We start from the raw sequence: 22,140 nt of genomic DNA on the forward strand, positions 1-22,140 counted from the left end.
ACTCAGACGGCCGCGGAGGCGGGCCCGCGCCCGGGCGCCCGGTGACCGGCCAGGTCGACGCGGGCGCCCTGACGTCCGCGCTGCTGCCGACCGCGGCGCTCATCGCGCTCGGCTGGGCGTTGCGCCACCGCTGGCGGTTCACCGACGAGTTCTGGCGCAACCTCGAGCGGCTCGCCTACTTCGTGCTGCTGCCCGCGCTGTTCGTCTCCGGCCTGGCCAAGGCCGACTTCACGGGCCTCGGAGTCGGGTCGATGGCCCTCGTGCTCGCGATCTCCTCGGTGCTCGCGGCCGTCGTCACGTGGCTGCTGCGCCCGCTCATCACCCGCGACGGACCGGCGTTCTCGTCGGTCTTCCAGGGCGGGGTGCGGTTCAACAACTACATCGGGCTCGTCGTGGCCACCGCCGTGCTCGGCGCCGAGGGGCTGGCGCTGGCCGCCCTGTGCAACGCCGTGCTCGTGCCACTCGTCAACATCACCTCGACGCTGACGCTGGCCCGGCACGGCCAGGGACACACGCGCATCGCGGCGATCGCCCGCGAGGTCGCCACCAACCCGCTCGTCGTCGCGTGCGTGCTCGGCATGGCGCTGCAGCTCGCGGGCCGCAGCGGCCCCGGCGCGGCCGCCCTCGACACCCCCGCCCTCGGCGAGGTGCTCGTCGGCGTCGGCGAACTCGTGCGAATCCTCGGCACCGCCGCCCTGCCGATCGGCCTGCTGTGCGTGGGAGCCGGGCTGCGCCGCCCCGAAGGCACCGCCGTGACCACCGCGCTCATCGCCTGGTCGATGGGGCTGCGGTTCGCGGTCGTGCCGGCGATGACCGCCGGCGTCGCGCTCGCCCTCGGCGTCAGTGGCCCGACCGCCCTCGTCGCGCTGCTCTTCCAGTCGCTGCCGACGGCCACGAGCTCCTACATGCTCGCCCGCCGCCTCGGCGGCGACGCCGCTCTCATGGCCGCGATCATCGCCGTGCAGACCGTCGCCGCTCTCGTGACGATCCCGCTCTGGCTCCTCGTCGGGCAGGCATTGTAGGGCCGGCGCGCGCGGATGGTCAGCGCCCGCCCGCGAGCGCGGCTCGCACGGCTGGGTCGCGATGCGCCTGCACCTGGGCGGGGTGGGTGCGCACGAACACGTCCCAGACGGCCTTGACGTTGGCGCCGTACTCGCGCAGCTCGCCCTCTCGCCAGATGCCGGGCTGGCGCTGCCGCATGCTGTCGTCGCCGACTCCGAGCGCGTCGAGACCCAGGTGCCGGCAGATCGCCAGGGCCCGCGGCAGGTGGTACGTCTGGCTGACGACGAGCACCTCGTCGAGGCCGTACACCTCGGCCGCCCGGTAGCACGACGCGTACGTGTCGTCGCCGGCCGTGTCGAGCACCATTGCCTCGGCGGGCACCCCGCGGGACAACAGGTAGGCGCGCATCGCCGCGGGCTCGTCGTACGAGTCGCCCCGGCGGGCACCCGACAGCAGCAGGACCCGTGTGTCGCCTTGTTGATACAACTGGGCGGCGACGTCGAGCCGGGCCGCGAGGAAGGGCTGCGGGGAGCCGTCGCGGGTGAGCCCGGCCCCGAGCACGAGCGCCACCGGCCGCGGCGACACCGCACCCATCGCCGAGACGGTGACTACGCGTCCCGACGCCTCCCGGGTCGTCCACAGCGCCGGCCCGCCGATGCCGACGACCCCCACGACCAGCGCGAAGACCGCCGCACGCGTCAGGCGGCTGCTCGTCGACGGCCCCCAGTGCAGCTGCGGGGTGGCCGCGCCGAGAGAGCCGGCGCCGGAACGCGCGCCGGCCACGTGTCTCAACTCCCCAAGGTGGCGCCGTCGTCGACGCGCCCGCCCTCGTCGCCCAGCGTCGCGTCACCCGTGACGACCACGCCCGCGCCGAAGCTCCAGTCGCCCTCGACGGTCAGGCTCCGCGCGCCGCGCAGCGAGGGCGCCCCGGCGGCGAAGCGCTCATCGAAGTCGCCGATCTTCTTGTACGCCTTGGCCAGGTCGATGACCGGAGCCGGGTCGGCGACCAGCGTGAGCCGCCCGTCGTCGCCGACGTCGTAGGCGTCCGAGCGCAGCAGCAGCAGCTCGTTGGTCGTCTTCACCGGCAGGAACCGGCGTCGCGGCACGCAGATCGCCTGCGCGCCCTCGAAGACCTCGACCGCCGCGCCCATCGCCGACTCGATCTGGATGACCTCCGGGCTCGCCGAATCGTTGGGGTCGACGGTCTTGGCGTTGCGGATCAGCGGCAGCCCGAGCACCCCGTCGCGCTGGGTGAGCACGTCGAGCACGGCGCGCAGGTCGAACCACAGGTTGTTGCAGTGGAAGTACGGGTGCCGGTGCTCGTCGGTGAAGAACTCCATCTCCTCGTCCGCGGTCTGCGCGGTGTCACGCAGGATGAGCTGCCCGTCGCTCTTGCGGATCGCCAGGTGACCGCCCTTGCGGTCCATGGCCGTTCGCCGGCACACCTCCGCCGCGTAGGGCGCGCCCGACTGGGCGAACCAGCCCGCGAGCACCGCGTCGGGACCGGCTCCGAGGTTGTCGGAGTTGGAGACGCACGCGTACCGGAAGCCCGCGTCGACGAGCTGGGCGAGCACTCCGGTCGACAGCAGCGAGGGGTACAGGTCGCCGTGCCCCGGCGGGCACCACTCCAGCCGCGGGTCGGCCGGCCACTCCACCGGCGTCAGGTCGTCGGCGCGCAGCTTGGGCTCCTGGCTCTGCACGAAGCTCAGCGGCAACCCGTCGACCGGCAGGTCGTCGTACTTCGCCAGCGCCGCGAGCGTGTCGTCGTCGGTGTTGAAACTGTTCATGAACAGCAGCGGGAGCCGGGCCCCGTACTCGGCGCGGGTGGCCCGCACCTGGTCGACGAGCAGATCGAGGAACGTCTTGCCGTCGCGCACCGGCAGCAGCGACTTGGCCTTGCTCATGCCCATCGAGGTGCCCAGCCCGCCGTTGAGCTTGATGATGACCGTCGCCGCGATCGCCTCGCGGGCCTGCTCGTCGGAGATCTCGACGTCGTCGAGCATCGGCGGGTCGAGCAGCGGGGAGATCGTGTCTTCCCTGATCAGGCCCGTCGCCCCCTTCTCCAGCTCGCCGTAATAGTGCTCGAAGACCGCGATCGCGGCGTCGCTGACGCCGGCGGCCGTCATCTTCTCGCGTGCCTGCTGCAGACCCTCGGTGCTCATGACGTCGATCGTAGGCGAGGGCACCGACAGGCCACCCGGCGAAGAGCCAGACCGGGTCTGTGCAGGCCGGCGCAGCGGGCGGGTGGGGCTCACGGCGCGGTGATCGTGCCGCCCTGGAACCGGCCGCGGAACTTACCGTTGGCCAGCTGCTCGGTGTCCGACAGCGGGTAGCCGTACCGGCCTGTGGCGCCACCGGCCTTGATCCACGCGAGGTAGACGTGCCGGGCCACCCCGAACGGCCGCGTGGTCCGGCTCCAGATGACGACGCCGTTGCGGAACGGCTGCTCCCAGCCGCCGTCCTTGCGGTGGGTCAGCGGCCCGGAGGGGTAGTTGAGGATGCCGGCGCCCGACCCCATGCGCTGCCACACGGTGAGCACCTCGCGCCACAGCGTCTGCGGCGTCGTGCGCGCGCCCTTGACGATGAGCCCGTGCTGGAACCGCTGCGTCCACTCGGCGGTCGTGCCGGAGTCGGTCAGCGGGTACCCCAGCTGCCCGCGCGGCCCGCCGAAGTTGTTGTACGCCGTCAGCGCCGCGAGCGTCAGCGAGCGCGCCCCGGTCTTGCTCGTCCAGTAGATCGCGCCGCCCTGGTAGTGCACATAGCGGCCGACACCGTCTCCGACCGCGCGCTCGGGTCCGCGGGAGCCCTTGAGGTAGGAGCGCTGCGCGCCCATCGCGTTGTACTTGCGCAGAATCGGCCCGCAGCCCTGCAGGCAGGGGGCGTTGTGCTCCTTCGTGCGGTCGTCGCGCAGCGAGGTGCGGGTGCACGACTCGAACGTGTACGGCGGCACGCAGCTGGCCACCCGGCACACGACGCCGCCGCTGCAGCGCACCTGCGTGTTGCACTGCCCGTAGCGGAACGCGTTGCAGCACACCCGGCGCTGGTCGCACGTGGAGCTCGAGCCGCGCCCGCAGCTGCAGTTCCAGCACTTCTTCGCGCACATCGTGCTGCCCCGGGCGCAGCCGCACTTCGTGCACTTGGCGTTGCAGTCGACGATGTAGCGGTAGCCGCCGCAGCACCACGAGGAGTCGGCGGCCTTCCACCAACCCGCCGCGAAACTGCCCGGTGGGCAGGCGTTGACGCCCTTGTTGATCGTGCAGCAGAAGACCGTCCAGCCGCTCGTGCGCCCGGCACCCGGGCCGCACACCGTGGCGTACGCGGTCTGCGGCCGCAGCAGGTACCCGACCGGGTCGACGACCGTCGCCGAGCCCGCGACCGCCGCGCCGAGGAGAAATCCGCGCCGGCTCACGCCGAGGCGTTCGGAGAGCCGGCCGACGACCCGCACGAGCCCGCGGGGGGAGTCGGTGATCTGCGTGAGCGTCGACATCGTCAGCCTCCGGAGGGCAGGTTGCGGTAGGGGGTGATGCGGATGCCGCGCACCATGGCGGCGGCCCGCGGGGCGGTGGCCATCCGGCGCCGGTGCGCGCCGATGACGGTGAACAGGCAGAACGCGCGACCGCCGCTGGAGAAGAAGTACTGCGCGGCGCTCACCGCCGGCTGCGGGCGCTGCAGGTTGTCGGGGTCGAAGTGGCTCGGCGCGAGCCGCGGCAGCCCCTGGTTGGCGAACAGCCCCTGGTCGGCGACCTCCGGGCCGTACTCGACGAGCGCGACGAAGATGTCGGTCGGGGTGAGCAGTTCCACGGCGCCGGAGCCGAAGTCGCCGCGGTCGGCGGGCAGCGGCACGGTCGCCGCGTGCAGCACCGGCAGGTGCACCTCGCCGTTGCTGGCCAGCACCCCGACCTTGTCGATCGAGGAGACCGTGAGCCGCTGCGGGGGCGCCTGCCGGCGGATGTCGACCGACCAGCCTCCCGCGGGGTTCGCCGCGAGCCCGAACCTCTCGACGGTCGAGGCGGACCGGCTGACCGGCGGTGTCGGTGTCGACGTCATGAGCGCTCCTGTGCGGCTGGAGTGAGACGGGCTGTTCGGGAGAGGTCAGCGGGCGGGGTCACCGCGCGAGCGGGACGAGGGCGAGGGTCACGGCGAGCAGGGCGCCGACGGCCAACGAGGCGCGTGCCATCCGATCGGCCGGTGTGGCCCAGGCCTGTAGGCGACGGAAGAGGTCGTGCAGCTGCGCGGGCTCCTCGACCCGGGCGACGACGAGCGCGGGCAGCGCCCGAACGAGCCCGAAGACCGCGCCGACGAGGGCGCCCGCGGCAGGGTTCGCGGTGAGGGCCGCGGCGGCGAGCATGGCGTACGTCGTCGAGCTCGGCACGATCGTCACGACGCCCAGGCCCAGCTGCAGCCCGAACCCGACGCCGTACACCCAGCCGCGGTAGCGGGTCAGCCACTGCTCGTCGACCTGCCGCTGCCACGACGGCAGCCCGCGCCCGACCCGGCCGGTGTCGACCGCCAGCCCGAGCAGGAAGGCCGCGGCCACGACGAGCGCGCCGACGAGCACGGTCGCCGACCCGAACACGGCCCGCGCGGGCAGCGCCAGCACCGCCCCGATGGCGCCGGCGACGACGCCGATCAGCGCCCCGCCGGCCAGCGAGCCGACGACATAGGCCGTTGTCGTCAGCCACCACCGTGATCCTCGGGCCCGCTCACCTAGCGGGCTGATGCTCGAGAGCATCGACTCGCCTCAAGGTGACCACGTCGAGCGCACCGCGGCGACGACCGCCATCGGCAGCCCGACGATCAGGCCGAGGGTCAGCAGGCTCACGGGGCCCCCTGGGCGCCGCGGCCCTCGCCGGCGGTGTCGGGGTCGTCGTACAGGCTCGGGTGGCCCGGGTGGATGCCGGCGGCCATGAGCTCGGCGTCCATGCGGGGCAGGTCGTCGCGGCTGCCGCGGCCGATCTCCTCGCCCGCGGGCCCGGAACCCGCCGCCGCGCCGCGCCGGCTCCGGGCCTCGGCGATGTCGGCGACGCCCTGGCCCATGAGGCCGCGCACCTGCTCCCACGTCGTCGAGCTGCCTTCGCCGGTGACGACGCCCGACTCGACGTGCACGAAGTACGGGGAGCCGGGGATGTCGTAGTCGCTCCAGCCCCCGTCGGAGAGCACGACCTCGACGCCGCTGTCGCTGTCGGGGGCGAGTCGGCGCAGGGAGCTGACGCTCTCGTTGTCCGGCCCCTGCGTGACGACGACGAGGCGGGCGCCGGCGGGCACGTCGAGCTCGTCGGGGCCCTCGGCGAAACGGCTCCAGAACTCGCGGCACACGCTGCAGCCGCTGGACAGGAACGCCAACAGCGTCGAGGAGCCGGGCGCACTCACCTCGACACCCGCGGGGGAGCCGTCGAGGTGCTCGCCGACGATGTCCGGGGCGTGGTCGGCACCGTTGCGCTGGGGGTCGGCGGAGCCGGTGGCGCGGCCGGGCACGACGCCCTCGCCGAGCTCCAGCGGCACCGGCCCGGGCTTGCCCGCGCGCCGCGCGCGACCCCGTGCCGTCGCGGGTGCTTCGTTGGCCCCGCCCGCGCTCGCCTCCGACTCCAGATCGAGTCCGGCGCCGAGCTCGTCGAGCGCACGCAGGATGAGCGCGTGGCTGCGCAACAGCCCGAGCACGAGCACGGACAGCAGCGCGACGGCGGCGCCGAGGGTGATGACGGCAGCGAGCATTCAGGCCTCCACGGTGGGGGTGTTGGCGGGGGTCATGGCGGGGGCCATGGCGGGGGTCATGGTGGGAGAACGGCGGGCGTTGATGCTGCGCACGGCGGCCACGGTGGTGGTCGGCAGCACGGCGAGCACGAGCCACAGCAGGAAGGTCAGCAGCGCCACGCCGGCCACGTCGAGCACGGTCAGACCCGAGCCGAACAGCCCCTGGCCGGTCGCGGCCGAACCCAGCAGACCCGGCTCCGGGTGGGTGCGGGCGAGTCCCGGCGCGAACGCGACCGCGGCGGCCACGACGGCGACGGCCGCGGTGACCGCGACATGGGTGCGGGACGGCGGTGTGTCGGCCTTTCCGAAACATCCGCAGGACGAGACCACGCCACCGCGCCGCAGCGCCACCACGATAAAAACCGTGAAAACGATGTAGGCGGCGGCGACTGCGGCGGCGCTCGTGCGCCCGACGGCGGCGAGACCGATTGCGCCGACGGCGATCTCGACGACCGCGATCAGTCGGGCGAGGGCCGGTCGCGCGGGTGCGCCGACCGACCGGACGGCCTTGACCAGCGGAGTCGGGTCGGCCACCTTCGGCGCCCCGGCGATGATGAGCAGCACGCAGGCGGCCCCATAAGGGGCGACGAGAAAGGAAGGCACGAACTGAGCGTAAATTGGGAGAATTGAATTCGCACCCCATTGTCTCGGCATTCGACAAGTCGAACGTCCGAGAATTATGGAAATGAATAGCGGTCGGCAATTGCTGCGGCTCTGGCCGGGTGTCGACGGGGTCAGCTACGCCTTCTCGCGGACCCCGTGGTATCGCGGGGTGGGGCGGCGAGGGCAAGTCGGGCGCAATGCAATTGGCGGTCGTCCGACGGGGCCGCCAGGCCCATCCCCGCGCTGACCTGGACGGCTGCGGTGATGGAGTGGCAAGAATTTGGTCAGAAGTTCGTAAACTCACCCGCAAGCATGGTCACTCGTCCAACTGCGGGCAGTAGCGTCCGTGCAATGGCGGAGTCGATGGTTCGCGCAGTGGGGCTGCGCAAGGGATTCGGCACCGTCGAGGCGGTCAGGGGAATCGACGTCGAGGTGGAGCGCGGAGAGGTGTTCGGGTTTCTGGGTCCCAACGGGGCCGGAAAGTCCAGCACGATGCGCATGATCGCGACGACCTCCCCGATATCGGGAGGTGTGCTGGAGGTGCTCGGGATGGATCCGGCGACCCGCGGCCCACAGATCCGTGCCCGTCTCGGCGTGTGCCCGCAGGACGACACGCTCGACACCGAGTTGTCGGTGCGGGAGAACCTCACGGTCTACGGGCGCTACTTCGGCCTGTCCCGGGGCACGGTGCGCGAGCGCGCCGACGAGCTGCTCGCGTTCGCCCATCTGTCCGAGCGCGCCGGCGCCCGGGTCGACGAGTTGTCCGGCGGCATGCGCCGGCGGCTGACGATCGCCCGCTCGCTGATGAATCGCCCCGACCTGCTGCTGCTCGACGAGCCGACGACGGGCCTCGACCCGCAGGCCCGGCACGCCCTGTGGGACCAGCTGTACCGCCTCAAGCAGGCCGGCGTCACCCAGGTGCTGACGACGCACTACATGGACGAGGCCGAGCAGCTGTGTGACCGGCTCGTCATCATGGACGGCGGCCGCATCGTCGCGGCCGGCACTCCCGCCGAGCTCATCGCGCGGCACTGCACCCGCGAGGTCGCCGAGGTGCGGCTCGGGGTCGTCGACCACGCCGAGCACGCCGACCGGCTCACCGACCTCGGCGCGCGCGTCGAGGTGCTGCCGGACCGGCTCCTCATCTACGCCGACGACGGGGAGGCTGTGTTGGCCGCCGCCCACGCCCGCGGTCTCGCGCCGGTGACCGCTCTCGTGCGCCGCGCCACGCTCGAGGACGTTTTCTTGCACCTGACCGGGCGCACGCTGGTGGACTGATGGCGACGATGACGCACTCACCGACACGCTCGCTGGCCCCGACCCCGAGTCGTTGGGCCATGGCCAGCAGGCAGGTCGACTACTGGCTCACCGTGCAGCGGCGCACGTGGAAGGGCAGCGTCGTCGCCGGATTCTTCACTCCGCTGCTGTACGTCGCGGCGATGGGCCTCATGCTCGGCCGCTACGTGCAGGTCGGCGCCCTCGACGGCGCCCCCAGCTACCTGCACTTCCTCGCCCCCGGGCTGCTCGCCGGGCAGGCCATGCTGCTCGCGGTCGGCGACGCCACGTGGCCCGTCTTCGGCAAGATCATGTGGGACAAGACCTATCTCGGCATGATGGCGACCCCGCTGCGGGTCAGCGACATCGCCGTCGGGCACCTGGCGGCGATCGTGCTGCGGGTGGGGGCGTCGTGCGCGGTGTTCATGCTGGCCTTGGCCCTGTTCGGGCTCTACGCCGGCTGGGGCGGCGCGCTCGGCGCCCTGCTCGTGCAGTTCGTGCTCGCCTTCGCGTTCGCCGGGCCGGTGTTCGCGTTCACGGCCGGGCTGCGCACCGACTCCGCCTTCGCGTTCCTCTACCGCGTCGTGCAGGTGCCGATGTACCTGTTCTCGGGGGCGTTCTTTCCCGTGGCCAACCTCGCGGAGCCGGTGCAGTGGCTGGCCAAGGCGCTGCCGCTGTGGCACGGGGTGGAGCTGACCCGCATGGCGATGCTGGAGAACGTCGACTGGCTCGCCGCCGCCGGCCACCTGGCCTACCTGCTCGTGCTCGGCGGCCTCGGTGCTGCCCTCGCGGTGCGCCGACTGCAACGGAGGCTGATCGCGTGAACGCCTGGCGGCTCGTCTCCCGCAACGCGCTGGTCTACCGGCGCGAATGGGTCGTCTTCCTCACCGGCTTCGCCGAGCCCGTCTTCTACCTGTTCTCCATCGGAGTCGGGGTGGGCGCCCTCATCGGCGGCTTCGACATGGGCGGGCAGTTCGTGCCGTACGCCAACTTCGTCGCCCCGGCGATGCTCGCGACCTCGGCGATGAACGGAGCGATCATGGACGCGACGTTCAACATCTTCTTCCGCCTCAAGCACGCCAAGCTCTACGACGCGGTGCTCGCGACGCCGCTGACCACGGGCGACATCGCGGTGGCGGAGACGACGTGGGCGCTGGCTCGCGGCGGCATCTACTCGGCGGGCTTCCTGCTCATCATGCTGGTCATGGGCTATGCGACGTCGTGGTGGGCGCTGCTCGCGCTGCCGGCCTGCCTGCTCATCGGGTATACGTTCGCGGGCCTGGGGATGTGGGCGACGACCTACATGAAGAACTGGCAGGACTTCGAGTACGTCACGCTGCTGCTCATGCCGATGGTGCTGTTCAGTGGCACGTTCTTTCCGCTGGAGGCGTTCGCCGGGCCGGTGCGCTGGCTCATCGAGGCCACCCCGCTGTACCGCGGGGTCGTGCTGTGCCGGGAACTGACGACCGGCGCCGTCGGCCTCGCCTCGCTCGTCTCCGTGGTCTACCTCGCCGCCCTCGGCACCCTCGGCATGCTCGGCGCCCGCCGGCGTCTGGCCCAGCTGCTGCTCACCTGAGGCGCCGAGGCGCAGTCGCGATCAGACCGACCGGGCGCAGCGCGCCGACCGGGCGGCACAATGGCGGGCATGAGCGCCCCCGACGAGATCGTTCCCGACGGCAAGGACTGGACCGTGGTCCTGCAGGAGGGCTGCGCCGAGTGCGGATTCGCCCCTGACGACCCTGCGGTCGCGGCGACGGGCACCGGCGACTGGCTGCGTACGACGATCCCGCGCTGGGAGGCGGTGCTGGCCCGGCCGTCGGTCGAGCTGCGCGACCGCCCGGACCGCTGGTCCGACCTCGAGTACTCCTGCCACGCGCGCGACGTGTGCCGGGTCTTCCTAAGCCGCCTCGAGCTGATGCTGACCAGCGACGACGCCCGCTTCGACGATTGGGACCAGGATGCTGCGGCCGTCGCGGGTCGCTACGCCGAGCAGGACCCGGCGATCGTCGCCCGCGAGTACGACGAGGCGGCGCGGGCCCTGGCCGACCGCTTCGACACCGTGCAGGGCGACGACTGGCAGCGGCCCGGCCTGCGCAGCAACGGGGCCCGCTTCGCCGTCGAGACCTTCGCGCTGTACCTGCACCACGACATCGAGCACCACCTCGTCGACGTCGCCGGCTGAGCAGGTCGAGCGGGTCGAGCCGGTCGAGCAGGGCGACGGCTCAGCCGGGCGTTCTCGACAGCCAGCGCAGCACGAGGATCGGCAGGATCGCCGGCAGGAACAGGTAGCCGATGCCGAAGTCGGACCACACGGTGGCGTCGGGGAACAGGTCGGGGCGCGCGATCGACAGCGTGCCGACGACGATGACGCCGGTCAGCTCGACGATGCACAGGGTGCGCATGGCCTGCCGCGAGCCCGGGTGGCCCCAGCGCAGCAGCAGCACGAATCCGACGACGTAGATGAGCGCGGACAGTGCCGACAGGCCGTAGGCCACCGGCGCGTACGAGGCCCGTTCGATGAGCTGCACCGCGCTGCGGGAGGTCGCGCCGACGGCGAAGATCCCGTAGAGCAGCGTGAACATGCGCCCTGGGCCGGGCGGAACCGCGGCCTCGCCGACCGCCGCGCCGGGGCGGGTGACGCGCTCAGACATTGAGGTAGCCGAACGGGATGCCGAGGGTCTGGATCTGCCGCACGATCATGATCGCCCCGATGAGGGTGGCGACCCCGAGGATGAGCAACCCCCAGCGGTCGATCTTCTTGTACGTCAGGGCGTACCCGGCCGGGATGATGAACGGCAGCGAGATGAGGTACCCGAGGTGGGTGGGCAGGTCGGGCAGCCGCCAGCCCTGCACGAGGAGCACGACGTTGACGCCGATGCCGACGAGGGTGGCGACATAGGCGAGCGCGCACAGCCCGAGCGCGACCGCCCGGGGCGCGCGGCCGATCGCCGCGAGCAGCAGCAGGAGGGCGCCGCAGGCGGTGACCACCCACATCCCGGCGATGATGATGCCCAGCACGGCGGCGTGTCTCCAGCGAAGGTCGGCGAGGGGCCCACCGGGCCCCGGAACTGCCCCGACTCTACTGCCGCCCGATGGGTCGACCGGGCCGGGCCCAGCCAGTCCGGGCCGGGTCGCGCCCAGCCCGGCCGGACCGACTCGGCCCGGCCGGACCGACTCGGGTCAGTTGAAGATCGAGTCGAGGATGAGGGTGCCGGCGATGCCGAGCATGAACACGTCCTTGGCGACGGCGGTGCCCTCCTGGGTGGGGCGGATGCCGTCGACGGTCATGCCGGGGGTCTTGCGGTACATGTTCAGCAGGCCGGCGCTGAAGGCGCCGAGTGCGGCGCCCGCGGCCCAACCGGGCACCTTGGGGGTGAGCAGGGCGGCGCCCAGACCCATCTCGCCGTAGGAGATGTAACGGCCGAAGTCCTTGGCCGGCACGTCGGCCAGCTGCGGCACGCCGACGGCGCCCATGTCGCGCAGGCCCTGCGCGGCCTCCTCGGGGAGGTTGCGCTTGCCCAGGCCGGAGTTGAGGATGAACAGCCCGGCGGCGAGGCGGGCGGGTGCGGCAGCGAGGCTCATGTCGTGGCTCCTCATGCAGGGGATCAGGGGGATGGTAGGTGATGCTTCACCGACCATAGGGATTGTTTCACACCCGGGCGGAGTCGGCCGCTTCGACGTCGGTCTGCAGGGGGTCCGCGTGCGCGGCGCCGCCGGCGACCCGGCCACGCCGGCTCAGCCGGTGCTCCAACCACTGCGCGAAGCTCGTCAAGGCGTAGTTGATGACGATGAAGATCGCCGCGATGACGATGAGCGCGGGCACGATGTTGCCGAAGTTCGAGCCGATGCGCTCGCCCTGACGCAGCAGCTCGGCGTAGGTGATCTGGTAGCCGAGCGCGGTGTCCTTGAGGATGACGACGAGCTGGCCGACCAGCGCCGGCAGCATCGCCGTGAGTGCCTGTGGCAGCTGGATGTTCATGAGGGTCTGCCCGCGGGTCAGACCGATCGACAGGCCCGCCTCCGCCTGACCCTTGGGCAGGTTGTGCACCCCGGACCGGATGAGCTCGGCCAGCACGCTCGAGTTGTAGAACGTCAGGCCGGTGATCGTGCCGGCCAGCGCGAGATAGGCCGAGGGCACCGCGCCGGAATAGGCGTAGATCCAGAACGAGAAGATCATCATGACGAGCACCGGCACGGCGCGGAAGAACTCGACGAAGACCGCACACACCCAGCGCAGGGGTGCGACCGTCGAGAGCCGGCCCAGACCCAGCAGGAGCCCGAGCACGCACGCGAGCACGATCGAGATGGCCGCTGCGTAGAGCGTGTTGATGAGGCCGGGAATGATCCAGAACTGCCACACCTGCGGCGAGACCAGCGGCTGCCACTTTGCGGCGGTGAGGTTGCCGCGCTCGCCCAGGCGCACCAGCACGAGGGCGAGCGCACCGACGGCGATGACCGCGAAGGCCGCGGCGAGCAAGCGCTGCTGTGCGCGGCCGCGGGGGCCGGGGGCGTCGAACAGCTGGATCGGAGCGCTCATCGCAGCACCGCCAGCTTGCGACCGAAGTGGGTGGTGGCCAGTCCGATCGGCAGCGTGAGCACGACGAACCCGAGCGCGACGGTCAGGAAGATCCACACGAGCAGCTGCGGGTCGTTCTCCATCATCGTGGCGGTCAGGTAGGCGATCTCCGCCACGCCGATGACGGCGACGACCGTCGTGTTCTTCGTCAGCGCGATGATCGTGTTGCCCAGCGGCACGATCGCCCCGCGGAAGGCCTGCGGCAGGATGACGTAGCGCAGGTTCTGGGTGAAGGTCAGGCCGATCGAGCGCGCCGCCTCCGCCTGCCCGACCGGCACGGTGTTGACACCGCTGCGCAGGGCTTCGCAGACGAACGCCGCGTGATACACCGACAGGGCGATCACCCCCCACCGGAACGCCGTGTCGACCACGCTCGTCGGCGAGTACGGGTCGGCCACGCGCAGCCCGAGGTTGGAGTGCAACCCGAGCATCGTGAACACGGTGATGAGCGTCAGCGGCGTGTTCCGCACGATGTTGACGTACGCGGCGCCGAGCCAGCGCAGCACGCCCACCGGCGAGAGCCGGCAGACCGCGACGACCGTGCCGATGATCAGCGAGCCGATGGTCGCGGCGACCGCCAGCTTGATCGTCATGAAGAACGCGCCGACGACGTCGTAGGTCGCGAAGAGTTCACCCATGGGGGTCCTTTCGACGCGGGGACGCGTGCCCGGGGCGGGGTCGGCCCACCCCGGGCACGCGAGTGGAGATCACTGCTGGGTCGCTGTCCGGTCGGGGTGGTCAGGCGCAGGCGTCAGGGGTCGGCGGGTTGCCCTCACCGGGTTTGAAGCCGGCCGGGCCGAAGTTCTTGTCGACGGCCTTCTGCCACTCCCCGGACTCGACCATCTTCTTCAGCGCGTCGGTGACCTGCTGACACGTCTGCGTGTCGCCGTGCGGCAGGCCGACGCCGTACCGCTCCTGGCTGAACGTCTGGCCGACGACCTTGAGCTTGCCCTGGTACTGCTGCTGGCTGGCGTAGCCGGCGAGGATCGTGTTGTCGGTGGTCAGCGCGTCGACGGTGCCGTTGGCCAGCTCCTCGACGCACTTGGAGTAGGTGTCGTACTCCTGCAGCTGCACGCCCGGGTAGTCGGTCTGCACCTTCTGCGCCGACGTCGACCCCTTGACCGAGCACAGCTTCTTGCCGGTCAACGTGTCGGGTCCGGTGATCGCAGTCTCGTTCTGGCGCACCAAGAGGTCCTGGCCGGCGACGAAGTACGGCCCCGCGAAGCCGACCTCCTGCTTGCGCTTGTCGGTGATCGAGTAGGTCGCCACGATCATGTCGACCTGGCCCGTCTTGAGCAGGGTCTCGCGCTGCGGGCTCGGCGCCTCGCTGAACGTCGGTGTCTTGCCGAGCTCCTGGGCCACGTAGTTGGCGACATCGACGTCGAAGCCGCTGTACGTGTTGCCGGTCTGCAGCCCGAGGCCGGGCTGGTCGAACTTGATGCCGACGCGCAGCGTGTTGCCGCCGTCGGTAGCGGGGGCTCCGCCGGAGCCGGATGCTCCCGCGCCGCACGCCGCCAGAGTGAGCACGCCCGCGGCCAGTAGGGCCGTGGCTCCCAGGTGCGTCTTCATGGGTTCTCCTATCGGGGTTTTCAGTGGGTGAGGATCTTGCCGAGGAAGTCTTTGGCGCGCGCCGAGCGCGGGTTGGTGAAGAACTCCTCGGGGGCGGCCTGCTCGACGATCTCGCCGTCGGACATGAAGACGACCCGGTCGGCGGCGCGCCGGGCGAACCCCATCTCGTGCGTGACGACGACCATCGTCATGCCGGCGTCGGCGAGGGAGATCATGACGTCGAGCACCTCGGTGATCATTTCGGGGTCGAGCGCCGACGTCGGCTCGTCGAACAGCATCACCTTGGGATCCATCGCCAGGCTGCGGGCGATGGCCACCCGCTGCTGCTGGCCACCGGAGAGCTGCGCCGGGTACTTGCCCGCCTGATGGGCCACCCCGACCCGTTCGAGCAGCTCCTGCGCGCGCGTGCGGGCCTGCTCCTTACCGGCTCCCCGCACCTTCACAGGCCCGAGGGTGACGTTGTCGAGGATCGTCTTGTGCGCGAACAGGTTGAACGACTGGAACACCATGCCGACCTCGGCGCGCAGCTTGGCCAACGCCTTGCCCTCCTCGGGCAGCGGCTTGCCGTCGACGCTGATCGACCCGCTCTCGATGGTCTCCAGTCGGTTGATCGTGCGGCACAGCGTCGACTTGCCGGAGCCCGAGGGGCCGATGACGACGACCACCTCGCCCTCGTGGATCACCAGGTCGATGTCGCGCAGTACGTGCAGGTCGCCGAAGTGCTTGTTGACGCCCTCGAGCACGACCAGCGGGCGGCCGGGGCGGCCGCTGCGGCGTCGCCCGGGCCCGGGGCTGGAACCGGAGCCGGCCTCAGTGGCAGACCCGGCAGACCCGGCAGACCCGGCAGCCCCGGCGGGCGGCTCGACAGGTGGCTCGGCGCGCTCGTCGCGGGCGGGCTCGGTGGAGTCGGTCATTCCCGGAGAGTAGGCGAGACCTCCGACAAGGTTCGCTCACGAGGAAAGTTGCGACCCAATCGTGACGCGACGAAGCGGCGCGAAAGCGGGGTGTGCGCTCAGTCGGGCCGCGCGGTGAGCACGATCGGGTCGCCGTCGGTGATGGCGATGGTGTGCTCGGAGTGCGCGCCGCGGGATCCGTCGGTGCTGCGCAGGGTCCAGCCGTCGGGGTCGGTGAAGATCTCGTCGGTGCCGGCCATGAGCCACGGCTCGATGGCGATGACGAGGCCGGGCCGCAGCTTGAGCCCGCGGCCGGCGCGCCCGTCGTTCGGCACGTGCGGCTCGCCGTGCATGGTGCGTCCGACGCCGTGCCCACCGAACTGGGTGTTGACGCGGTAACCCTCGCGACGGGCGATGTCGCCGATCGTCGCGGAGATGTCACCGAGCTTCTTACCGGGGTGCGCCACCGCGATCGCCGCGTCGAGGGCCTCGGCCGTCGTGTCGATGATCTTCTGGTCGGCCGGGTCGTGCCGGTCGCCGACGATGAAGCTGCGGGCGGAGTCGGCGACCCAGCCGTCGACCGAGACCGCGAAGTCGATGCTCAGCAGGTCGCCGTTCTTCAGCGTGTAGTCGTGCGGCAGTCCGTGCAGCACGGCGTCGTTGACCGAGGTGCAGATGACGTGCCCGAACGGGGACGCCCCGAACGAGGGGTGATAGTCGATGTAGCAACTCGTCGCGCCCCGCTGCCGGATGAGCTCGTGGGCGCGGGCGTCGATGTCGAGCAGGTTCATGCCGACGGTGATCTCCGACTCCAAGGTGGCCAGGACCCCGGCGACGAATTCGCCGGCCGGACGCATCGCCTCGATCTCGCGAGACGTGAAGTACTCGATCACTGCTGCTCTTTCCTGTGGTGCGGTGAGGTTCCAGGCTATGTCGTGGCGGCGCGCAGCGTACGGCGGGTCCGGCGCACCGCCGAACACCCGGTGTGACGAGGATCTCTCGAGGCGGTGTCGACACCGGTCGCACCCGTCTGCCGGGTCGTCCCATGTGGGTGATGTGTCCCGAATTCCACCGGAAGAGCGGACGTTCGGCAGGCGTCGGGTGGGCCGCGCGGGGTGCGACCGCGGGTGGTTCGTCGGTGACACGACCCTGACGTGCGCCTGAACATGCATTCTCACGCAACGTCAGGATTCGCGGACGCGCCGACGTGCGACCTACACTCACGATGTTCGGCCTGCGACGCCTGGTGCACCTCTCACGCGGCCGGAGGCCGCCGTTCTCTGATCATCGCCGCCGAGCGCCCGATGAGACAGATGTTCCGGGCGGCGCAGCGCACCATCGACAACGCGACAGACGACAACCGCGACACAGACGAACGAGACCGAGGGAGAGCCGTGGCGTCATTCGTTGGGCTCGCCAAGCGGGCCGGATGGAACGTCGTCGATCAAGGGCTGTCGGCCCTGGGGAACATGCTTCTCATGATCGTCGTCGCCCGCACGGTCGACGCCGACGCGTTCGGCGCCTTCTCGGTCGGCTTCCTCATCTACGGGATCGCGGTCGCCATCGGGAAGGCCGTCGTCGGGCAACCGCTGCAGATCCTGCACAGCGCCGACTCCCTGAGCGACTTCCGCGTGGCCGTCGCGAAGGGCCAGGGCGTGACGATCTGGCTCGGGGCGATCTTCGGGCTCCTGTGCGCGCTCTTCGGGGTGCTGCTCTCGGGGGCGCTGGCCGAGGCGCTGCTCGCCGTGGCGGTCTGTCTGCCGCTGCTCATGGCGCAGGACGTGCTGCGCATGGCGTTCTTCGCGCAGGGCCGGGCCGACCACGCGACCCTCATCGACTGCGTCAAGGTGGTCGCCCAGTTCGCGCTGCTGTTCGCGCTCATCTGGGCCGGGGTGCACAACGTCGGCCTGCTCACGCTCTCCTGGGGTGTGGCGGCCGTGATCTCCGCGATGACCGGCATGTACGTGCTGCGGTGCCGGCCCCAGCTGCGCGGGGCGTGGGCCTGGGTGGGCCGGCAGCGACAGCTGACGAAGTACCTGCTCGCCGAGTACACCCTCGGCCTCGGCGCGGCCCAGTTCGGATCGATGCTCGTGCCCGTACTCGGGACGACCCGGGACGCCGGTGCGGTGCGCGCCGGGCAGACCCTGCTCGGCCCGCTGAACGTGCTGTGGACCGCGGCGCTCGCGTTCGCCGTACCCGAGATCTCGCGTCGGCCGCGGATGGGGCCGCGCCGCCGGATTCAGGCGATGTCGGCCGTCTCGGGGGCGATGACGCTCATCTCGCTCAGCTACGTCACCGTGCTGCTGCTGCTCCCCGACGCCGCCGGTGTGCAACTCTTCGGCGACTCCTGGACCGGCGCGCAGAGCGTGCTCGTCGCGCTCGGCATCAACGCGGTCGCGTCGGCCCTGGGCTCCGGACCGGGCGCGATGATGCTCGGCATGGGTCTGGCGAAGAAGACCTACCGGCTCAACCTCGTCAAGGCGCCGATCCTGCTCGGCCTGCTCATCCCGGGCACGCTGATGTTCGGCGCGCCGGGTGCCGCGTGGGCGATGGCGATCAGCGAGTCGGTGATCCTGCCGTTCTGGACCTACACCGCAGTGCAGGGTGCCCGCGGCCGGTACAACCACGAGATCGAGCACCTGCAGACCGACGAGGGCATGGCGGCCGATCGGGCGCAGAACCAGCAGGGCTCGCCGACCGGCGTGCGCGAGGGTCACTGAGCACCCGGAGCCGGTTCGGCCCGTGCGTCGGCGGTATCTCAGCCCGCCTGTGGGGCGCGCGGCCATGGCCGACGATGGGTCGGTGAGCACCGACGACGCGCGAGAGGTGACCGCCCACCGCTATGCGCGGCTCGACCGGGCCACCGGGAGCCGGGCCGCCCCGCTGGCCGTCGTCGACCTCGACGCCTTCGACCGCAACGCCGACGCCCTCGTCGCCCGGGCCGGTGGCGCCCCGATCCGTCTGGCCACCAAGTCGGTGCGCTGCCGCCACCTCATCGCCCGGGCCCTGGCCCGGCCCGGTTTCCAGGGGCTGCTCGCGTTCAGCCTGCGCGAGGCGCTGTGGCTCGCCGGCACGCAGATCGGCGGCGACATCCTCGTCGCGTACCCGTGCGTCGATGCCGCCGCGGTGGGTGAGCTGGCCGGCGACGACCGCGCCCGGGAGCGCATCGCGCTCGTCGTCGACGCCCCCGAGCAGCTGGCGCTCATCGGGTCGGCGGTGCGCGCGGTCGCGCCCGCGCGGCGCGGCCCGGTGCGGGTGTGGCTCGACATCGACTGTTCGCTGCGGGTCGGGCCCGCGCACCTGGGGGCGCGGCGTTCGCCGCTGCACACCGTCTCCGAGGTGGTGCGGGCGGCCCGGGCGGTGGGGCGGAGCGTCAAACCGGTGGGTTCGGGGCATTCGTTCTCGCCGGTGGCGCTCACCGACGGCGTGCTCGTCGACCTGTCGGGCATGTGCGGGCTGGCCGGTGTCGACCGCAATGTGGCGCGGGCGAGCGCGCTGGGCCTGCCGGCCGCGCTGGGGGAGTCGGTCAGTCTCGTGCGGGTGCGGGCGGGCACGCGCCTGCGGCATCTCAACCAGATGCTCGCCGAGCAGGGGCTGGCGATGCCGAACCTCGGCGACATCGACGCCCAGACGATCAGCGGCGCGCTGGCCACCGGAACCCACGGCACCGGAGCCCGATTCCCGGGCCTGGCGGCGTGCGTCACCGCGGTGCAGCTCGTGCTCGCGGACGCCTCGATCGTCGAGTGCTCGCGGCACGTGCGGCCGGAGCTGTTCGCCGCCGCGCGGCTGGGGATCGGCGCGATCGGGATCGTCACCGAGGTCGAACTCGCCTGCGTGCCGGCGTTTCTCGTGCGGGCGCAGGAGCGCCCGGAGCGGCTGGACGCGGTGCTGGAGCGGCTGCCGGCCTGGGGTGCGGACACCGACCACGTCGATCTGTACGTCTTTCCGCACACCGACCGGGCGCTCGTGAAGCGCAACACGCGGTTGGGGCCGGGCGAGGACGGGCCGCGGCTGGCCGACTGGCGGCGGCGCCTCGACGACGACCTGTTGTCGAACACCGTGTTGGAGCGGGTCTGCCGGCTCGGGTCGCGGTCGCCGGCGCGGGTGCCCGCGCTCAACGAGGTCGCGGGCCGGGCGCTGTCGGCGCGCACGTTCGTGGCGCCCTCGCACGAGGTCTTCGTGACGCGCCGCGACGTGCGGTTCCGGGAGTGTGAGTGGGCGGTGCCCGCGGCGTCGCTCGTGCCGCTGCTGACCGGGTTGCGGGAGTACTTCGCGCGCCGAGACCCGGTGGTCGGCATGCCGGTCGAGGTGCGTTTCGGGGCGGCCGACGACGTGTGGCTCTCGCCGGGATTCGGGCGCGACACCGGCTATCTCGCGGTGCACGAGCACCACAGCGCACCGCCGAGCTCGTACTTCGCCGACGTCGAGGCGATGGTGCGCGAGCACGCGGGGCGGCCGCACTGGGGCAAGCTGCACGGGCTGGGTGCGGACCGGCTCCGCGAGCTCTATCCGCGGTTCGACGACTTCGTCGCGGTGCGCGACGCGGTCGACCCGCAGCGGCTGTTCGGCAACGAGTACCTGACGCGCGTGCTCGGAGACTGAACGAGGGCGTGTCGGAGGCGGCGCGTGCGATGGGGCGCGTCCGAAAGGGGCGCGTCCGAGGCGCGCGGGCGGGGCCGGCGGGCCAGGATGGGTGCTCATGAACGTCGACGCACTCTTCGACAAGCTCGCCACCGACCTGGCCGACGCGGGCGCGGCCGAACTGTCCGACGGCAAGGACTCGGGTGAGCGGGTGCTGGGCCGCGACGGCCGGCCGTTCGCGCGGTTGCGCGGTGAGCACATGTCGTTCCTGCTGCCGCCGGGCACGCCGGGGCTCGGCGACGCCCTCGCGTTGGAGACGAGTGCGCCGGCCGGTGACGGGCGCTGGGTGGAGGTGCCCACCGACGACGTCAGCGAGTGGGAGCGGCTGGCGCGGCGGGCGTTTGAAGGGGTCCGCAGGTAGCGAGACCGGTTCCGGTGCCTCCGGAGGCCCTCAGCGGCTCGGCGGCGCGGTCGTGGAGCCGAGGCGCAGGGTGGTCGGCAGCGTGACGTCGGCGGGGTGCTCGCCGTCGAGGAGGTCGCGCACGGCCTGGCCGGCGGCGGCGCCCTTGGCGTCGCCGGGCTGCACGACGGTGGTCAGCTGCTGACCGGGCTCGTCCCACCACGGCAGCGGCACGCCGTCGAAGCCGGCGACGGAGACGTCGCGCGGCACGCGCAGGCGCAGGTCGTGGGCGGCGCGCAGCACGCCGGCCGCGAGCAGGTCGCTCTGGGCGATGATCGCGGTGGGCGGGTCGGCCGCGCTGAGCAGGGTCGCCCCGGCGCTCTGACCGGCCTCGATGTCGCTGCCCGGCGCGACGATCGCGGGCACGTCGGGGCCGGCGACGTCGGCGACACCGCGGGCGCGCTCCGCGACGTCGGGGAAGGGGGAGTCGAGCAGGGTGCGCAGGGGCGCGACACCGGCTCCGGCTGGGGTGGGCAGGGCCACGATCCCGAGGTGGCGGTGGCTGAGACCGCGCAGGTGGGCGGCGAGGTCGCGGCTGGCGGCGCGGTTGTCGATGTCGACGCAGACGACGCCGGGGCCGCGGGGGGCGCCGAGGGCGACGATGGGGATGCCGCGGGAGACGAGGTGTTCGACGAGGGGGTTGGCGGCCGGGCCGCAGCCGAGGAAGACGGTGGCGTCGAGGGCGGTGCCGGCGAGGCGTTCGATGGCGTGTTCGGGGCGGGCGGGGTCTTGCGACATGAGCAGCATGCCGGTCGGGATGTCGTCGAGCACGGCGGCGAGGCCGTCGAGCACGCGCACGGCGTAGGGGTCGTGGAAGGCGTGCAGGAGGCGCCCCTCGATGATGACGGCGACGACGCCGGCGCGGCCGCGGCGCAGGGAGGAGGCGAGCGGGTCGGGCCCGAGATAGTGCAGGTCACGTGCGGCGGCGCGCACCTTGTCGGCGGTGGGCTTCGAGACGGGGCCGCGGCCGCTGAACACGAGGGAGGCGGTGGAGACCGAGACGCCGGCCCGGCGCGCGACCGCCTTGAGGGTGGGGCGCGGGTCGCTCACGGTGGTCCTCGGCTGGGTCGGCGGGCAAGCGTGCCTCAGGCTAGTCGAATCGTTTCGGCGTCGCGCTGGCGAGAGGCCGCCTCATGGTGGCGCGGGTGTGGCGCAGGATGGGTGGATGCGTGCCTTCGTCGCCGTTCTGCCGCCCCAGCCCGCTGTCGAGGATCTGTCGGACTTCCTGACCCCGCGTCGTGAGGCGTCGGGAGCCGGGGCGCCTGCGCCGCGGTGGACCCGCGACGAGCACCTGCACCTGACGTTGGCGTTCTTGCCGGAGGTGGCGGATCGCGACGTCGACGAGCTGGTCGAGCGGTTGGGGGAGGCGGCCGCGGCGCGCACGGTCGGCCCGGTGCGCCTGGCCGGCGGCGGTGCGTTCCCCGACGCGG

At 72.0% G+C, this 22,140-nt stretch carries 25 protein-coding genes; 9 read left to right on the forward strand and 16 right to left on the reverse strand.

What is annotated here, in order from left to right; all coding sequences use genetic code 11:
• Positions 1-1,022, forward strand: a 1,022-nt coding sequence (locus tag PINTE_RS12835; RefSeq protein WP_217996590.1) for an AEC family transporter, incomplete at its 5' end; no start/stop codon positions are given.
• A gap of 19 nt (positions 1,023-1,041) precedes the next feature.
• On the opposite strand, the gene PINTE_RS12840 is transcribed toward PINTE_RS12835, so the two are convergent.
• The 7 genes from PINTE_RS12840 to PINTE_RS12870 all read right to left on the reverse strand — a co-directional run bounded on the left by PINTE_RS12840 (position 1,042) and on the right by PINTE_RS12870 (position 7,356).
• Complete coding sequence (locus PINTE_RS12840; protein WP_068431185.1) at positions 1,042-1,785, reverse strand: SanA/YdcF family protein; 744 nt, start codon at positions 1,783-1,785, stop codon at positions 1,042-1,044.
• A 5-nt stretch (positions 1,786-1,790) separates the two neighbouring features.
• Positions 1,791-3,164: a UTP--glucose-1-phosphate uridylyltransferase gene (locus PINTE_RS12845; protein ID WP_068431188.1), complete on the reverse strand. Its 1,374-nt coding sequence runs from the start codon at positions 3,162-3,164 to the stop codon at positions 1,791-1,793.
• Between the two features lie 89 nt (positions 3,165-3,253).
• Positions 3,254-4,489: an LGFP repeat-containing protein gene (locus tag PINTE_RS12850; RefSeq protein ID WP_068431192.1), complete on the reverse strand. Its 1,236-nt coding sequence runs from the start codon at positions 4,487-4,489 to the stop codon at positions 3,254-3,256.
• A gap of 2 nt (positions 4,490-4,491) precedes the next feature.
• Entirely contained in the window at positions 4,492-5,049 is a 558-nt protein-coding gene (locus PINTE_RS12855; protein WP_068431195.1) for a hypothetical protein, read from the reverse strand.
• Between the two features lie 58 nt (positions 5,050-5,107).
• Positions 5,108-5,734, reverse strand: a complete 627-nt coding sequence (locus PINTE_RS12860; RefSeq protein ID WP_068431198.1) for an urease accessory protein UreH domain-containing protein — start codon at positions 5,732-5,734, stop codon at positions 5,108-5,110.
• An 86-nt stretch (positions 5,735-5,820) separates the two neighbouring features.
• Positions 5,821-6,714 carry a hypothetical protein gene (locus PINTE_RS12865; protein ID WP_068431201.1) on the reverse strand — a complete coding sequence of 298 codons (894 nt, stop codon included), beginning with the start codon at positions 6,712-6,714 and terminating at the stop codon, positions 5,821-5,823.
• Positions 6,715-7,356, reverse strand: a complete 642-nt coding sequence (locus PINTE_RS12870; RefSeq protein ID WP_157087229.1) for a MauE/DoxX family redox-associated membrane protein — start codon at positions 7,354-7,356, stop codon at positions 6,715-6,717.
• 363 nt (positions 7,357-7,719) lie between these two features.
• Here PINTE_RS12870 and PINTE_RS12875 point away from each other — a divergent pair, with 363 nt between their 5' ends.
• The 4 genes from PINTE_RS12875 (at position 7,720) to PINTE_RS12890 (ending at position 10,813) form a co-directional block, all read left to right on the forward strand.
• A complete protein-coding gene (locus PINTE_RS12875) occupies positions 7,720-8,634 on the forward strand; it encodes an ABC transporter ATP-binding protein (RefSeq protein WP_306304858.1) in 915 nt (304 codons plus the stop codon).
• A 59-nt stretch (positions 8,635-8,693) separates the two neighbouring features.
• Positions 8,694-9,455 carry an ABC transporter permease gene (locus PINTE_RS12880; RefSeq protein WP_068431210.1) on the forward strand — a complete coding sequence of 254 codons (762 nt, stop codon included), beginning with the start codon at positions 8,694-8,696 and terminating at the stop codon, positions 9,453-9,455.
• Positions 9,452-10,207 (forward strand): ABC transporter permease, encoded by a 756-nt coding sequence (locus PINTE_RS12885; RefSeq protein WP_068431212.1) that lies wholly within the window; start codon positions 9,452-9,454, stop codon positions 10,205-10,207. Before PINTE_RS12880 ends, PINTE_RS12885 begins: the two co-directional genes overlap by 4 nt.
• Positions 10,208-10,276: 69 nt before the next feature.
• On the forward strand, positions 10,277-10,813 hold the full coding sequence (locus PINTE_RS12890; protein WP_068431248.1) for a DinB family protein: 537 nt from the start codon (positions 10,277-10,279) through the stop codon (positions 10,811-10,813).
• Between the two features lie 40 nt (positions 10,814-10,853).
• On the opposite strand, the gene PINTE_RS12895 is transcribed toward PINTE_RS12890, so the two are convergent.
• From PINTE_RS12895 to map, 8 genes are all read right to left on the reverse strand, one after another.
• A complete protein-coding gene (locus PINTE_RS12895) occupies positions 10,854-11,282 on the reverse strand; it encodes a hypothetical protein (protein WP_068431215.1) in 429 nt (142 codons plus the stop codon).
• Entirely contained in the window at positions 11,275-11,649 is a 375-nt protein-coding gene (locus PINTE_RS12900; protein ID WP_068431219.1) for a hypothetical protein, read from the reverse strand. The genes PINTE_RS12895 and PINTE_RS12900 overlap by 8 nt, the downstream gene beginning before the upstream one ends.
• A 162-nt stretch (positions 11,650-11,811) precedes the next feature.
• A complete protein-coding gene (locus tag PINTE_RS12905; RefSeq protein WP_068431222.1) occupies positions 11,812-12,213 on the reverse strand; it encodes a hypothetical protein in 402 nt (133 codons plus the stop codon).
• Between the two features lie 67 nt (positions 12,214-12,280).
• Positions 12,281-13,168 (reverse strand): amino acid ABC transporter permease, encoded by an 888-nt coding sequence (locus PINTE_RS12910; protein ID WP_068431228.1) that lies wholly within the window; start codon positions 13,166-13,168, stop codon positions 12,281-12,283.
• Positions 13,165-13,845 (reverse strand): amino acid ABC transporter permease, encoded by a 681-nt coding sequence (locus tag PINTE_RS12915; protein WP_068431230.1) that lies wholly within the window; start codon positions 13,843-13,845, stop codon positions 13,165-13,167. Before PINTE_RS12915 ends, PINTE_RS12910 begins: the two co-directional genes overlap by 4 nt.
• A gap of 100 nt (positions 13,846-13,945) precedes the next feature.
• Positions 13,946-14,776 carry a glutamate ABC transporter substrate-binding protein gene (locus tag PINTE_RS12920; RefSeq protein ID WP_068431233.1) on the reverse strand — a complete coding sequence of 277 codons (831 nt, stop codon included), beginning with the start codon at positions 14,774-14,776 and terminating at the stop codon, positions 13,946-13,948.
• 20 nt (positions 14,777-14,796) lie between these two features.
• Positions 14,797-15,690, reverse strand: coding sequence for an amino acid ABC transporter ATP-binding protein (locus tag PINTE_RS12925; RefSeq protein WP_084343560.1), 894 nt, complete (start codon positions 15,688-15,690; stop codon positions 14,797-14,799).
• Positions 15,691-15,788: 98 nt separating this feature from the next.
• Entirely contained in the window at positions 15,789-16,562 is a 774-nt protein-coding gene (gene map, locus PINTE_RS12930) for a type I methionyl aminopeptidase (protein ID WP_068431236.1), read from the reverse strand.
• A 501-nt stretch (positions 16,563-17,063) separates the two neighbouring features.
• On the opposite strand from map, the gene PINTE_RS12935 reads away from it, so the two are divergent.
• From PINTE_RS12935 to PINTE_RS12945, 3 genes are all read left to right on the forward strand, one after another.
• Entirely contained in the window at positions 17,064-18,389 is a 1,326-nt protein-coding gene (locus PINTE_RS12935) for an MATE family efflux transporter (protein ID WP_157087230.1), read from the forward strand.
• 82 nt (positions 18,390-18,471) lie between these two features.
• Complete coding sequence (locus tag PINTE_RS21970; RefSeq protein WP_169798526.1) at positions 18,472-20,271, forward strand: D-arabinono-1,4-lactone oxidase; 1,800 nt, start codon at positions 18,472-18,474, stop codon at positions 20,269-20,271.
• A gap of 97 nt (positions 20,272-20,368) precedes the next feature.
• A complete protein-coding gene (locus tag PINTE_RS12945) occupies positions 20,369-20,671 on the forward strand; it encodes a hypothetical protein (protein WP_068431241.1) in 303 nt (100 codons plus the stop codon).
• A gap of 30 nt (positions 20,672-20,701) precedes the next feature.
• On the opposite strand, the gene PINTE_RS12950 is transcribed toward PINTE_RS12945, so the two are convergent.
• Positions 20,702-21,760, reverse strand: a complete 1,059-nt coding sequence (locus tag PINTE_RS12950) for a LacI family DNA-binding transcriptional regulator (protein WP_068431245.1) — start codon at positions 21,758-21,760, stop codon at positions 20,702-20,704.
• A 115-nt stretch (positions 21,761-21,875) separates the two neighbouring features.
• On the opposite strand from PINTE_RS12950, the gene PINTE_RS22760 reads away from it, so the two are divergent.
• Positions 21,876-22,140, forward strand: a 265-nt coding sequence (locus PINTE_RS22760; RefSeq protein ID WP_281178890.1) for a 2'-5' RNA ligase family protein, incomplete at its 3' end; no start/stop codon positions are given.

This window comes from Piscicoccus intestinalis NBRC 104926 (assembly GCF_001515525.1).
Lineage (GTDB): Bacteria > Actinomycetota > Actinomycetes > Actinomycetales > Dermatophilaceae > Kineosphaera > Kineosphaera intestinalis.